At 62.1% G+C, this 14,368-nt stretch carries 12 protein-coding genes; 7 read left to right on the top strand and 5 right to left on the bottom strand.

The genetic code is table 11. The annotated features are described in order from the left end of the window. The first annotated feature begins 8 nt into the window (after positions 1-8). The 7 genes from exaC to ACP7C6_RS02540 all read left to right on the top strand — a co-directional run bounded on the left by exaC (position 9) and on the right by ACP7C6_RS02540 (position 9,653). The gene (gene exaC, locus ACP7C6_RS02570; RefSeq protein WP_028616965.1) at positions 9-1,529 is read left to right on the top strand and encodes an acetaldehyde dehydrogenase ExaC; all 1,521 of its coding nucleotides are present in this window, start codon (positions 9-11) and stop codon (positions 1,527-1,529) included. Positions 1,530-1,763: 234 nt separating this feature from the next. Beyond that, positions 1,764-1,835, top strand: a complete 72-nt coding sequence (pqqA, locus tag ACP7C6_RS02565; protein WP_010209364.1) for a pyrroloquinoline quinone precursor peptide PqqA — start codon at positions 1,764-1,766, stop codon at positions 1,833-1,835. 104 nt (positions 1,836-1,939) lie between these two features. Next, a complete protein-coding gene (ercA, locus tag ACP7C6_RS02560) occupies positions 1,940-3,103 on the top strand; it encodes an alcohol dehydrogenase-like regulatory protein ErcA (RefSeq protein WP_122683992.1) in 1,164 nt (387 codons plus the stop codon). Then, on the top strand, positions 3,087-4,457 hold the full coding sequence (locus ACP7C6_RS02555; protein ID WP_028616963.1) for an ATP-binding response regulator: 1,371 nt from the start codon (positions 3,087-3,089) through the stop codon (positions 4,455-4,457). Before ercA ends, ACP7C6_RS02555 begins: the two co-directional genes overlap by 17 nt. 65 nt (positions 4,458-4,522) lie before the next feature. Next, entirely contained in the window at positions 4,523-5,986 is a 1,464-nt protein-coding gene (locus tag ACP7C6_RS02550; RefSeq protein ID WP_028616962.1) for a DASS family sodium-coupled anion symporter, read from the top strand. 878 nt (positions 5,987-6,864) lie between these two features. Beyond that, positions 6,865-8,511 carry an MFS transporter gene (locus tag ACP7C6_RS02545; RefSeq protein ID WP_028616961.1) on the top strand — a complete coding sequence of 549 codons (1,647 nt, stop codon included), beginning with the start codon at positions 6,865-6,867 and terminating at the stop codon, positions 8,509-8,511. After that, positions 8,508-9,653, top strand: a complete 1,146-nt coding sequence (locus tag ACP7C6_RS02540; protein WP_028616960.1) for an HlyD family secretion protein — start codon at positions 8,508-8,510, stop codon at positions 9,651-9,653. Before ACP7C6_RS02545 ends, ACP7C6_RS02540 begins: the two co-directional genes overlap by 4 nt. 91 nt (positions 9,654-9,744) lie before the next feature. Here ACP7C6_RS02540 and ACP7C6_RS02535 read toward each other — a convergent pair whose 3' ends face one another. From ACP7C6_RS02535 to ACP7C6_RS02515, 5 genes are all read right to left on the bottom strand, one after another. Beyond that, positions 9,745-10,605 carry an aldose 1-epimerase gene (locus ACP7C6_RS02535; protein ID WP_426108215.1) on the bottom strand — a complete coding sequence of 287 codons (861 nt, stop codon included), beginning with the start codon at positions 10,603-10,605 and terminating at the stop codon, positions 9,745-9,747. Beyond that, the gene (locus tag ACP7C6_RS02530; RefSeq protein WP_028616958.1) at positions 10,605-11,885 is read right to left on the bottom strand and encodes a TRAP transporter large permease; all 1,281 of its coding nucleotides are present in this window, start codon (positions 11,883-11,885) and stop codon (positions 10,605-10,607) included. The genes ACP7C6_RS02535 and ACP7C6_RS02530 overlap by 1 nt, the downstream gene beginning before the upstream one ends. 1 nt (position 11,886) lies before the next feature. Next, entirely contained in the window at positions 11,887-12,414 is a 528-nt protein-coding gene (locus tag ACP7C6_RS02525; protein WP_028616957.1) for a TRAP transporter small permease, read from the bottom strand. A 64-nt stretch (positions 12,415-12,478) separates the two neighbouring features. Then, the gene (locus ACP7C6_RS02520) at positions 12,479-13,441 is read right to left on the bottom strand and encodes a TRAP transporter substrate-binding protein (RefSeq protein ID WP_028616956.1); all 963 of its coding nucleotides are present in this window, start codon (positions 13,439-13,441) and stop codon (positions 12,479-12,481) included. Positions 13,442-13,492: 51 nt separating this feature from the next. Continuing rightward, entirely contained in the window at positions 13,493-14,368 is an 876-nt protein-coding gene (locus ACP7C6_RS02515) for an SMP-30/gluconolactonase/LRE family protein (RefSeq protein ID WP_305381698.1), read from the bottom strand.

Below are 14,368 nucleotides of genomic sequence, written 5' to 3'. Positions count from 1 at the left end.
GCCTCACCATGATCTACGCCCAACCTGGCACCCCCGGCGCCATCGTCAGCTTCAAGCCGCGCTACGGCAATTACATCGGCGGTGAGTTTGTCGCGCCGATCAAGGGTGAGTACTTCACCAATACTTCGCCGGTAACTGGCGAAGTGATTGCCGAATTCCCGCGTTCCAGCGCCGCCGATATCGACAAGGCCCTCGATGCCGCCCATGCCGCCGCCGATGCCTGGGGCAAGACCTCGGCTCAGGATCGCGCTCTGGTGTTGCTGAAAATCGCTGACCGCATCGAGCAACACCTCGAAGTGCTGGCGGTGGCCGAAACCTGGGACAACGGCAAGGCGGTGCGCGAAACCCTCAACGCCGACGTGCCTCTGGCCGCTGACCACTTCCGCTACTTCGCCGGGTGCATCCGGGCCCAGGAGGGCGGTGCCGCCGAGATCAACGAGCACACCGCGGCCTATCACTTCCATGAGCCCTTGGGCGTGGTCGGGCAGATCATCCCGTGGAACTTCCCGCTGCTGATGGCGGCCTGGAAACTTGCGCCTGCGTTGGCTGCCGGTAATTGCATCGTGCTCAAACCGGCCGAGCAGACGCCGTTGTCGATCATGGTGTTCGCCGAGCTGATCGGTGACCTGCTGCCGCCTGGCGTGCTCAACATCGTACAAGGCTTTGGCCGCGAAGCCGGGGAGGCGCTGGCCACCAGCAAGCGCATCGCCAAGATCGCCTTCACCGGCTCCACTCCGGTGGGCGCGCACATCATGCACGCGGCCGCCGAGAACATCATTCCGTCCACCGTGGAGCTGGGTGGCAAGTCGCCGAATATCTTCTTTGAAGACATCATGCAGGCCGAGCCGCAATTCATCGAAAAAGCCGCCGAAGGCCTGGTACTGGCGTTCTTCAACCAGGGCGAAGTGTGCACCTGCCCATCACGCGCGCTGGTGCAGGAGTCGATCTACGATGCGTTCATGGCCGAGGTGATGAAAAAGATCGTCAAGATCAAGCGCGGCAACCCGCTCGACACCGAGACCATGGTCGGCGCCCAGGCGTCCGAGCAGCAATTCGACAAGATCCTCTCTTACTTGAAGATCGCCCAGGAAGAGGGCGCAGTGCTGTTGGCCGGTGGCGCGGCCGAGCGTCTGGAGGGCGACCTGTCTAGCGGCTATTACATCCAGCCGACCCTGCTCAAGGGCCACAACAAGATGCGCGTGTTCCAGGAGGAAATCTTCGGGCCGGTGGTGGGCGTGACCACCTTCAAGGACGAAGCCGAAGCCTTGGCGATTGCCAATGACAGCGAGTTCGGCCTGGGCGCCGGCCTGTGGACTCGCGACATCAACCGTGCGTACCGCATGGGCCGGGCGATCAAGGCCGGGCGCGTATGGACCAACTGTTATCACCTGTACCCGGCGCATGCGGCGTTTGGTGGGTACAAAAAATCCGGTGTCGGTCGTGAAAACCACAAGATGATGCTCGACCATTACCAGCAGACCAAGAACCTGCTGGTGAGCTACGACATCAATCCGCTGGGCTTCTTCTGATTCAACGCGGTCAAAACTGTGGGAGCGGGCTTGCTCGCGAAAGCGGTGGATCAGTCAACCTATATGTGGCTGACACACCCCATTCGCGAGCAAGCCCGCTCCCACATTTTGACTTCTGTACATTCGCGACTAATGCAGTGTCTTCGCTACTTCGAAAGTAGTATTCGCCCTCTCAACCTCACATGCATTAATGCCTATACCGGAACCCTCCGGCACAACAAGAGGACTGCCCCCATGTGGACCAAACCTGCGTTTACCGACCTGCGTATTGGCTTCGAAGTCACCATGTACTTCGCTAGCCGCTGATCGCGGGTGCGCCAGGAAGGATGCCTCTTTGGTCTGATTGCATTCGCGGCCGGATCGGTTAGTGTGGAGCGCATTCTTCCAAAATAATAAGAACAGGCTTTCCAATGAGCCAGACCCTGAGCCAGCTGCGTAAATTCGTCTCGCCTGAAATCATCTTTGGTGCCGGCTGCCGGCACAACGTCGGCAACTACGCCAAGACCTTCGGTGCGCGCAAAGTGCTGGTGGTCAGTGATCCTGGCGTGATCGCCGCCGGTTGGGTGGCCGATGTGGAGGCCAGCCTGCAAGCCATCGGCATCGACTATTGCCTGTACAGCACCGTTTCACCCAACCCCCGCGTCGAAGAAGTCATGACTGGCGCCGAGGTGTACCGCGAAAACCATTGCGACGTGATCGTCGCCATCGGCGGCGGCAGCCCCATGGACTGTGGCAAGGCCATCGGCATCGTGGTGGCCCACGGGCGCAGCATTCTTGAGTTCGAGGGCGTCGATACCATTCGCGTGCCCAGCCCGCCGCTGATCCTGATCCCCACCACCGCCGGCACCTCGGCGGATGTCTCGCAGTTCGTGATCATATCCAACCAGCAGGAACGCATGAAGTTCTCCATCGTCAGCAAGGCGGTGGTGCCGGATGTGTCGTTGATCGACCCGGAAACCACCGCCAGCATGGACCCGTTCCTGTCCGCCTGCACCGGCATCGACGCGCTGGTGCATGCCATCGAGGCGTTCGTCTCCACCGGCCATGGTCCGCTCACCGACCCCCATGCGCTGGAAGCGATGCGCCTGATCAACGGCAACCTGGTGCAGATGATCGCCAACCCTACGGACATTGCCCTGCGCGAGAAAATCATGCTCGGCAGCATGCAGGCCGGGCTGGCGTTCTCCAACGCGATTCTCGGTGCGGTGCACGCCATGTCTCACAGCCTCGGCGGCTTTCTCGATCTGCCCCACGGCCTGTGCAACGCGGTGCTGGTCGAACATGTGGTGGCGTTCAACTACAGCTCGGCACCGGAGCGCTTCAAGGTGATCGCCGAGACCTTTGGCATCGACTGTCGCGGCCTAAATCACCGGCAGATCTGCGGACGGCTGGTGGAGCACCTGATCGCGCTGAAACATGCCATTGGCTTCCACGAAACCCTTGGCCTGCATGGGGTGCGCGTGGCGGATATTCCGTTCCTGTCCCAGCATGCGATGGGCGACCCGTGCATCCTCACTAACCCGAGGGAGTCGAGCCAGCGTGATGTAGAGGTCGTCTATGGCGAAGCTCTCTGACGACCAGCAGCGCGCGCTCGCGGGGCTGTTGGGGCTGAGCGACCAGTCGGCGCGCAAGAGCCATTACCCGGAACTCACCGCGCGGCTGGATGAGTTGGAGGCCGAGCGCAAGCGCTATATCCGTCTCAACGATGAGCTGGAACAACGCGTCGCTGCGCGCACCGACGAGTTGCTGGAGGCCAACCACAACCTGCAGCAACAGATTGCCCAACGCGAACAAATCGAACAGGACCTGCGCGACGCCCGCGACGCCGCCCAGGCCGCCAATCGCAGCAAGGACAAGTACCTGGCCGCCGCCAGCCATGACCTGCTGCAACCGCTGAATGCCGCGCGGCTGTTGATCGCTACCCTGCGTGAGCGCCAGTTGCCCAGCGTCGAGCAGGTGCTGGTTGAACGTACGCACCAGGCGCTGGAAGGCGCCGAGGATTTGCTCACCGATTTACTGGATATCTCGCGGCTCGACCAGGCGGCGGTCAAGCCGGACGTGGCGCTGTATCGGCTCGACGAACTGTTCGCGCCGCTGGTCTCGGAGTTTCAATCAGTGGCCCAGGCGGCGGGGCTGAACCTGCGGGTGCACACCGGGCGTTATGCGATCAGCACCGACCTGCGGCTACTGACGCGGATCCTGCGCAATTTCCTCAGCAATGCCTGCCGCTACACCGACGAAGGCTGCATCCTGTTGGGTGCCCGCAGGCGCGGCCATTGTTTACGCCTGGAAGTGTGGGACACCGGGCGTGGGATTGCGGCGGACCGGTTGCAGTCAATCTTCCTGGAATTCAACCAGCTCGATGTCGGCCGCGCTGCCGACCGCAAGGGCGTGGGGCTGGGGTTGGCGATTGTCGAGCGGATCGCCGAGATCCTCGGGTATCCCATCGCCGTGCGTTCCTGGCCGGGGCGGGGCTCGATGTTCAGCATCGAAGTGCCGTTGAGTGATGAGATGCCGTTGCCGATCAGCCAATTGCCGGTGCAACCGACCACCGGCAACCCGCTGCCGGGGCGGCGTTTGCTGGTGATCGACAACGAGGTGAGCATCCTCGAAAGCATGCGTGCGCTGCTCGGGCAATGGGGCTGTGAAGTGGTCACCGCCACCGACCAGGCCGGTGCGTTGCTGGCCTTGCAGGGCAGGGCGCCGGAGTTGATTTTGGCGGATTACCACCTGGACCATGGGGTGGTGGGTTGTGCGGTGGTCAAGCAGTTGCGCGAGCACTTTGCCTGCAACATCCCGGCGGTCATTATCACGGCCGATCGCACAGACCAATGCCGCCGTGCTTTGCGTCGCCTGGAAGCACCGTTGCTGAATAAACCGGTCAAACCCGGCAAGTTGCGGGCGGTGTTGAGTCAGTTATTGGCCTAGGTCAACACGCCGCAGGTGGTTTTGTCCCATGCTCAAGGCCTGATTTAGAGCCTTGGAGCACCCCCATGAGCGCGGCATCCTACAAATTACCCCTGGGCCTGGTGGTCGCCGTGCTGGTGATGGCCGGGGTGCTGCTGTTGCCGCTGCCCGCCGACTTGCCGGTGGCCGGGCACCGCATGCTGGCAATCCTCGCGTTTGCCGTGGTGGTATGGATTACCGAAGCGGTGTCCTATGAAGCCAGCGCGATCATGATCACGTCGCTGATGGCCTTTTTGCTTGGCACGGCGCCGTCGCTGCAAGACCCCACTCATTTGATTGGCACCAGCCCGGCCATCAGTATGGCGCTGACCGGCTTCTCCAACCCGGCGCTGGCGCTGGTGGCGGGCGCATTGTTTATCGCCGCCGCCATGACCCACACCGGCCTGGACCGACGCATCGCCCTGGTCACCTTGAGCCGCGTCGGCACCAGCACCCGGCGCATCCTGCTCGGGGCGATTGCGGTGACTATTTTGCTCAGCCTGGTGGTGCCCAGCGCCACCGCGCGCAGTGCCTGCGTGGTGCCGATCATGATGGGCGTGATCGCCGCGTTCGGCGTGGACAAACGCTCGAACATCGCTGCCGGCATCATGATTGTGGTGGCCCAGGGCACCAGCATCTGGAACGTCGGCATCCAGACCGCCGCCGCGCAGAATCTGCTGACCGTCGGCTTCATGGACAAGATGCTCGGCCAGCGCGTGTCGTGGATCGACTGGCTGATCGCGGGGGCGCCGTGGGCGTTGATCATGTCGGCGGTGTTGCTGTTCCTGGTGCTCAAATTGCTGCCGCCGGAGACCGACAGCATTCCCGGTGGCAAAGAAGCGGTGGCGCAGTCACTGGTGGACATCGGGCCGATGACCGGGCCGCAGAAGCGCCTGTTGACGGTGTCGGTAATGTTGCTGCTGGCCTGGGCCACGGAAGGGCGTTTGCACAGTTTTGATACCACCTCGACCACGTACGCGGGGTTGGTGTTGCTGTTGCTGCCGGGTATCGGCGTGATGACCTGGAAGGATGTGCAGTCGCGTATTCCGTGGGGCACGGTGATTGTGTTCGGGGTCGGTATCAGCCTGGGGACGGCGCTGTTGACCACCCAGGCGGGGCAGTGGTTGGGGGCTGCGGTGGTGGCTCACACGGGGTTGGATCAGGTGGGGCCGCTGGGGGTGTTTGCGATTCTGGGGGCGTTTTTGATCGTGATTCATTTGGGGTTTGCCAGTGCCACGGCGTTGACCTCGGCACTGCTGCCGATTTTGATTGCGGTATTGCAGACGTTGCCGGGGGAGTTCAGTCGGCTGGGGATGACGATGCTGTTGGGGTTTGTGATGAGTTATGGGTTTATTCTGCCGATCAATGCGCCGCAGAATATGGTGTGTCTGGGGACGGGGACGTTTACGGCGCGGCAGTTTGCCAAGGTGGGGGTTTTGGTGACGCTTGTGGGTTATTTGTTGATGGTGGTGTTTGCGGTGACTTACTGGAGTTGGCTGGGGTGGGTTTGATGGGGTTGGGTTGGGTTGGGTGTATATCCGTTATTTGGGTAACGGCTGCTTAGGGTTCCGCTCTTACAGCGGGTCACTTTCGAAAAGCGCGAAAGTAACCAAAGCGCTCTTGCCCCAACACTCGGCACCTCGCTTAGGCTCGGTGTGCCCTCACTCCGGCTTGAATCCGTGGGCCGCCGCGATGGGCCATCCTTGGCCCAGCGCGGCTAACCCGGCGTCCTGCCGGGTTACCCACGGATTCAAGCCTGCGTTCGGCCAGCGTGTTTGACGGGGCGCCTAAGATCAAAATCAAGATCAAGAGCGACTCGCTTCGCATCGTAGATACGCGGTCCCTTGTAGGAGCCGGCTTGCCGGCGAAAAACGTGAGAACGCCGCGTTCATCCAGACACCCCACGTCATCGTTAACGACCATCGCCGGCAAGCCAGCTCCTACAGTGGACTGCCTTTGCCTTTGCTTCACACCACTCAAGCCGGCTGTCAGGCCGCTGTGCTTTTGCTTTTGATCTTGATCTTAGGCGCCCCGTCAAACACGCTGGCCGGAATTCGACAGGGATTTGGGGGGTAAACCGGCAGGGATGCCGGTTTAGCCGCCCCGCGCCATGGATGGCGCGTGGCGGCGGCCCCCCAAATCACTGTCGGATTACGGGCACACCGAGCCTAGGCGAGGTGCCGAGTGTTGGGGCGAAGCGTTTTTGGTTACTTTTGGCGCTCTTCCAAAAGTGACCCGCTGTAAGAGCGGAACCATAAGCGGCCGTTACCGCAGCAACGGATATGCACACCACCCACTCCCCCACATGACAAGATGAACTCCCCTCAGGTTTACTACTCTCTGAGTAAGCTTTACCGACTCCCCCGGGTCGGTCCATCTAGGTCACCGAATGAACAAATACACCCCCCACACCTGGGAACCCCACGAGCGCCCAAGCCTCCCAGGTTCACCGTCCACCCCGCTGCACCCCACGCACAAGCGTTGGCTGTTCGCGCTGGTCGGCGTGCTGGTGGCAATCACCGGGGGCTTGGGTAACGCGCTGGTCATCGCCAACCTGCAATACCTGCAAGGCGCCCTAGGCGCGACCACCGCCGAAATGGCCTGGCTCCCCGCCGCCTACGTCATGACCAACGTCTGTATGAACCTGCTGCTGGTGAAGTTCCGCCAACAGTTCGGCCTGCGCGCCTTCACCGAAGTGTTCCTGGTGCTGTACGCGCTGGTCACCTTCGGCCACTTGTTCGTCAACGACCTCAACTCGGCCATCGCCGTGCGCGCAGCCCATGGGATGGTCGGCGCGGCGCTGAGTTCGTTGGGCTTGTACTACATGATCCAGGCGTTCCCGGCCAAGTGGCGCTTAAAGGCGCTGGTGCTGGGCTTGGGCACCGCGCAACTCGCGTTACCCTTGGCACGCCTGTTCTCCGAAGACCTGCTGCAAATCGCCGAATGGCGCGGCCTGTACCTGTTCGAGCTGGGCATGGCGCTGATCTGCCTGGGTTGCGTCTTCCTACTTAAACTCCCGCCCGGCGACCGCTTCAAGACCTTTGAAAAGCTCGACTTCCTCACCTTCGCGATCCTCGCCACCGGCGTCGCCTTGCTTTGCGCGGTGTTGTCCCTGGGCCGCATCGACTGGTGGCTGGAAGCCCCGTGGATCGGCATTGCCTCGGCCTGTTCCCTGGTGCTGATCATGGCCGGCCTGGCCATCGAGCATAACCGTGCGAACCCGATGCTGATGACACGCTGGCTGGGCAGTGGCGTGATGATTCGCCTGGCGCTGGCGGTGATCCTGATTCGCATGGTGCTGTCCGAGCAGTCCACCGGCGCGGTGGGGTTCATGCAGATGTTGAACATGAGCTACCAGCAGATGCACACCCTGTACGTGGTGATGCTCGCCGGGGCGATTGCCGGGCTGGTGGTCAGTGCGTTGACCATCAACCCGGCGCACCTGTTGATGCCGCTGGTGATTTCCCTGGCGCTGATGGCTACCGGCTCGGTGATGGACAGTTTTTCCAGTAATCTCACCCGCCCACAGAACCTGTACATCAGCCAGTTCCTGCTAGGCTTCGGCGGCACGTTCTTCCTCGGCCCGACCATGGTGTTGGGCACCAAGAACGTGCTGACCAACCCGCGCAACCTGGTGAGTTTTTCGGTGATGTTCGGCATCTGCCAGAACCTCGGCGGCCTGATTGGCGCGGCGTTGCTGGGGACGTTCCAGATCGTGCGCGAGAAGTATCACTCCAGCATGATCGTCGAACACCTGACCTTGCTCGACCCGCGTGTGGCCGCGCGGGTGCAGAGCGGCGGATCGGCCTACGGCGGCATTGTCGCTGACCCCGAGTTGCGCAACCTGATGGGCATTCGCAGCCTGGCCACGGCGGCGACCCGTGAGGCGAACGTGATGGCCTACAACGATGTCTTCATGTTGATCGCGATCATCGCGATACTCACCATGATCTGGATCTTTATCCGCAGTCTGTGGCTGATGAGTACCACCCGAGCAGCAGCCACTCCCGTTCAACCCAGCGGCGCACCTTCATGACCGAACCTTCGACCTCCACGACCACTGCCATCGCCTCCACCCCGGAGGGCAGTACCCCACCCGGCGCGGTGCCCACCGAGCTGCGCCCGTTACGGGTGCGGATCATCTCGTCCCTGGGCTTTGCCGCAATCGCCATCGTCGGCGTGCTGATTGTGCTGTACGCCTGGCAATTGCCGCCGTTCAGCAGTGCGGTGGAAACCACCGAGAACGCGCTGGTGCGGGGACAGGTCACGATCATCGGGCCGCAGCTCAGCGGCTATGTGTTCGAGGTGCCGGTGCAGGATTTCCAGCACGTGAAGGCCGGCGACCTGCTGGTGCGCCTCGACGACCGCATCTACAAGCAGCGCCTGGACCAGGCGCTGGCGCAGTTGGCGGTGCAGCAGGCGTCGTTGGCGAATGTGGTGCAACAGCGCAACAGCGCCGAAGCCACCATCAAGTTGCGTCAGGCAGCCTTGGCGGACAGCCAGGCGCAGGCGCGCAAGAGCACCGCCGATTTGCGCCGCAACGAAGAGCTGATCAGCGATGGCTCGGTGTCCAAGCGCGAGCTGGACGTAACCCGCGCCGCTAACGCGCAGACCATCGCCGCTGTGGCGCAAGCCCAGGCCAGCCTGGAAATCGCCCGGCAGGACCTGCAGACGGTGATCGTCAACCGCGGTTCCCTGGAAGCGGCCGTGGCCAGTGCCGAGGCGGCGGTGGAGCTGGCGCGCATCGACCTGTCCAATACCCGCATCACCGCGCCCCGCGACGGCCAGTTGGGGCAGATCGGCGTGCGGCTTGGGGCCTACGTCAACTCCGGCGCACAGTTGATGGCGCTGGTGCCGCCGCAGTTGTGGGTGATCGCCAACATGAAGGAAACCCAGATGAATAACGTGCAGGTCGGCCAGCCGGTGACTTTCACGGTGGATGCGCTGAACCACCGCAAATTCCGCGGCACGGTGCAGCATATTTCCCCGGCCACGGGCTCGGAGTTCAGCCTGTTGCAGGCGGACAATGCCACCGGCAACTTCGTCAAGATCGCCCAGCGCGTGCCGGTGCGGATCATGGTGGACCCGGACCAGGCCGAGAGCGAGCGGTTGCGGCCGGGGTTGTCGGTGGTCGTCAGTATCGACACTGCCGGCCGCCTGAAAAACAGCCCGCCCTGACACACCCTCTCTGTAGAAGCCGGCTTGCCGGCGATAGCGTCCGAAAGTCTGGTGATGATTTTGAGGGCCCCATCGCCGCCAAGCCGGGTTCCTACAGGGTGCGGTATTCCAGGTTGAAAGTGAGGTGAGTTGACTGGCCTTGCTCCAACAGCTTCAGCCCAGGCCGCCCTGGCAGGTGATGGGCATTCACCGGATGACTTACCGGCTCGATGCAAAAGAACCCCAGCCCCGGCGGGCAGTACAACAGGAAGTAATCACTCCCCGTGGCCTGGCATTCCAGGGTGTAGCCCAGTTCTGGTTGCTCGATCCGGCAATGGCCGTCCCAGTGGCAAAAACCGTTGTCGACCGGGCCCTCGGGCAAGTGCTTCAACACCTGGAAGTTCCAATCCGGCGGCACGGGCGCCAGCCCCGTGGGCAATTTCGATGTGTCACTCATCCACACCTGCGATGCCTTGGCCTGTAGCCGAGTACCCGGCCTGCGCGGCAGATAGGGATGCAATCCCAACCCATGCCAGGCGGGTTTTTCCGCCAGATGGGTCACCTGCAACCTGATACTCAGTTCACCCTCCTCTAACCGAAACCGTTGCTCGGCGCGGTAAGCGAACGGCGTGTCGCACACCACTTCCAACACCACCTCATTCGCTGATTGGCTGATCACCTGCCATGCCTGTTGCCAGGCCGAGCCATGGATCGGCAGTGGATCGGTCAAGCTATTGGGCGCCAGCGCCAGCCAACCGCCGGGGTTGTCGAAACCCCCTTTGGCAATCCGGTTGGACCAGGGCGCCAAGGGATAGCACCCCAGTTTGCCTGGCAACCCGGTGTTGATCGCGTGCGCATCGCTGTGCCGCAAAAGCGGCTGGCCGGTGGCGAGCACCGTCCAGTTGACGATGCTGCCTCCCGTGGCCGGCGCGAGGGTAAGGTGGGTCAGGTTGTCTTGCAGTTCAATCAGCATCAGAGCACCACGCTTGGCAGCCACAACGACAGCGCAGGAATGTAAGTCACGGCCATCAGTACCAGAAACAGCACGGCATAAAACGGCAGCAGCGCCTTCACGGTTTTCTCGATGCTGACCTTGCCCACCGCCGCGCCGACGAACAGCACCGCACCCACCGGCGGCGTGATCAGGCCGATACCGAGGTTGACCAGCATGATCATGCCGAAGTGCACCGGATCGACGCCGATACCCAGCACCACCGGCAGCAGGATCGGCGTGAGGATCAAGATCAGCGGCGCCATGTCCATCACCGTGCCGAGCAACAGCAGCATGGCGTTGATGCACATCAGGATCACGTAGCGGTTGTCCGATAGGGTCAGGAACATCGTGGTGATTTTTGCCGGGATCTGCATCAGGGTCATGATGTAGCCGAAGCTGGCGGCGAAGGCGATCAGGATCATCACGATGGAAATGGTGCGCACCGTGCGGTGCATCAGCTTGGGCAACTCGCTCCATTTGTAGTCGCGGTAGATGAACATGGTCACGAAAAACGCCCACAGCACCGCAATCGCGGCGGATTCGGTGGCGGTGAAAATCCCCGAGAGGATGCCGCCCAGGATGATCACCATGGCCATCAGGCCCCAGAGCGCATCGGCGCAGATTTTCAGCGCCTGCTTGAGCGGAATGACTTCACCCTTGGGGTAGTTGCGCTTTTTCGCGAAGATCAGGCACAGCACCATCAGGCACGCGCTCATCAGCAAGCCAGGTACCACACCGGCCATGAACAACGAGGCAATCGACACCGTACCGCCGGCCGCCAGGGAGTAGAGCACCGAGTTATGGCTGGGCGGGGTTAAAAGAGCCTGCACCGAACCGCTGACGGTCACGGCCGTGGCGAATTCACGTGGGTAGCCACGGCGTTCCATTTCCGGGATGAGCACCGAGCCGACCGAGGCGGTGTCCGCCACCGACGAGCCGGAAATTGCGCCAAAAAACGTCGAGGCCATGATGTTCACCAACGACAGGCCGCCGCGTACAAAACCCACCAGTACGCCGGCAAATGCCACCAACCGCCGCGACATGCCGCCCTCGGCCATGATCGCCCCGGCCAGCACAAAGAACGGAATCGCCATCAGCGAAAACTTGTTCACCCCGCCGGCCACCTGAATCATCAGGGCCTGGAACGGGATGTCGATCCACCACGCGCCGATCAGCGCCGACAACCCCAGGGCGTACGCCACAGGCATGCCGATCAGGATCAAGGCGATAAAGCTGCCCAACAGAATCAATGCGTCCATATCAAGCGGCCCCTTCGCTTTCTTCAACCAGGTCGAAGCGCACGACCCGACGGTTGCTCTGGTCACCGAGCAAGAGTTTTTCCACGACAAAGATCAGGGTCAGCAGCCCGCCGATCGGGATCGGCATATAAGTGATGCCCACACGCAGGGTAGGGATGGCACTCATGAACTGGTTCCAGGTGGACAGGCACAGTTTGGTGCCCCAAATGGCCATGAACAGGCAGATGGTGCCCATCAGCAATTGCGAGACGACGCCGATGATCTGGCGCTGACGGGGCGGCAGGCGGTCAGTGACCATAGCCACCGACATATGCGCGCCGGCGCGGTAACTGGCGGCGGCGCCGATAAAGGTGAACACCAGCATCAACAGGATGGCGGTGGGCTCCGGCCAACTGGAGCCGGTGCCGAGGACGTAGCGGGCGAAGATGCCCCAAGGGATGATCAGCGCGACTCCCAATACCGAGAGGCCGGCGACCCAGATGCAGGTCATGTAGATGCGGTCGTTGATGCGCAGCAGTAAATTCTTCATGGCGTTCACCGTAACCAGGCGCGTCGATGCCGACCGCGCCTGGCCTTGCTAGAGAAGGAGGGCGTTACTGAACGGCGTCGATACGCTTGATGATGTCGGCGTAGGCCGCACCGTACTTGGCGCGAACCGGCGCGGTGGCGTCATAGAAGGGTTTTTTGTCGACGGTGATGAACTCGACACCGGCGGCCTTGAGCTTGGTCTCACTGCTGGCGGACTTGGCGTCCCACAACACGCGCTCGTCAGCCTGGGCGGCCTTGGCGGCTTTTTTCACCATGTCCTGTTGCGCGGGCGTGAGCTTGTTCCAGGTGATTTTCGACATCACGATGGGCTCGGGCAAAATCAGGTGCTCGGTGAGGGTGTAATACTTGGCGTTCTGGAAATGGTTGTGCTCCAGCAGGGTGGGCGGGTTGTTTTCCGCGCCGTCGATTACGCCGGTCTGCAGGGCGCTGAAGATTTCGCCGGTGTCCATGGCGATGCCGTTGGCCCCCATTTCATTGAAGGCTTCGATGAACAAGGGGTTGCCCTGTACGCGGATTTTCATGCCCTTGAGGTCTTCGATCTTGCGCACCGGTTTCTTGGTGTAGAGGTTGCGCGTGCCGCCGTCCATCCAGGCCAGGGCGACCAGGCCGAATTCGGAATCGGTGATTTTGGCGAGGATCTCGTCGCCGATCTCGCCGTCGATGACCTTGCGCATGTGCGCTTGGTCGCGGAACACGAACGGCAGGTTGAACACGTTCACATCCGGCACCACCGGGCCGACAATGCCGAGGCTGACGCGCGTCATCTGGATAGCGCCGACCTGAGCCTGTTCGACCACTTCTTTTTCGGACCCGAGGACACCGCCCGGGAAATACTTGAAGGTCAGTTCGCCATTGCTTTCCTTGGTCAGGGCCTTGCCCATGTTCTCTTCGGCAACGACGGTGGGGTAGCCGGCGGGATGGATATCGGCGAATTTGATTTCCAGCGCGTGGGCGGCGCTGCTGAGGGTGAAGAATGCAGCGGCGAGCAAGGTGCGTTTGAAGTCCATGGGGGTTCATTCCTGTCTTGTTATTGTTGTATTCAAGGCACAGCGATGCAGCTAGAGGGTGAAGGTGGGCTCCGGCAATCCGACTACGCCGGGGTTAAGGGCGAACACGCCGCCGGACAGTGACTGTTCGCTCTGGTCATCGCGGATCGAGGTGACAAACAGGGTATCCAGGCGACTGCCGCCAAAGGCGCACATGGTGGGTTTTTTCACCGGTACGGTGAGGGAGCGATCGAGGCGACCATCCGGGGTAAAACGGTGGATCAGCCCGGCGTCGTTGGCGCAGATCCAGTAGCAGCCATCGGCATCCACAGCTGCGCCGTCAGGGCGGCCGAGGTGCTTGTGCATGTCCACGAACACGCGGCGGTTGGACGGCGTGCCGGTGTCGATGTCGTAGTCGAACGCCCAGATTTGCTGCACCAGCGGGTGTGAGTCCGAGGCGTACATCGTGCGGCCGTCAGGACTGAAGGCCAGTCCGTTCAACGTGATGAAACCGTTCAACTGCGCATGGGGCGCCGCACCTGCTGCGTAGCGATAGAGGGTGCCCTCGGCCGCATTCAAACCCATGTTCAACACCATGCTGCCGGCCCAGAAACGGCCCTGGCGATCACACCGGCCGTCGTTCAGGCGCATGTCCTGGCGTGGGTGCTCTACAGCCGCCAGAGGCGTGGTATCAAGGCTGCCGTCGTTGTGCGGGGTGAGCTGGAAGAACCCGGTTTCCATGCCAGCGACCCAGTTGCCCGCCTCGCTGCGGGCGATGCAGGCAAGCATCTGCGGGGCTGTCCAGGCGGCAACATGACCAGAGGCGGCGCTCCAGCGTTGCAGGCCGCCCTTGGGGATATCCACCCAGTAAAGGGCGTTTTCCTCGGGCACCCACACCGGGCATTCGCCTACGGCATTGCGGGCATCGACGATCAGTTCAGCGTTCAT

Source organism: Pseudomonas sp. TWR1-1-4, from assembly GCF_049897165.1.
In the GTDB taxonomy this organism is placed as follows: Bacteria; Pseudomonadota; Gammaproteobacteria; order Pseudomonadales; family Pseudomonadaceae; genus Aquipseudomonas; species Aquipseudomonas canadensis.
The sequence above is the reverse complement of the archived record's forward strand: the minus strand, read 5'-3'. Positions and strand labels throughout refer to the sequence as shown.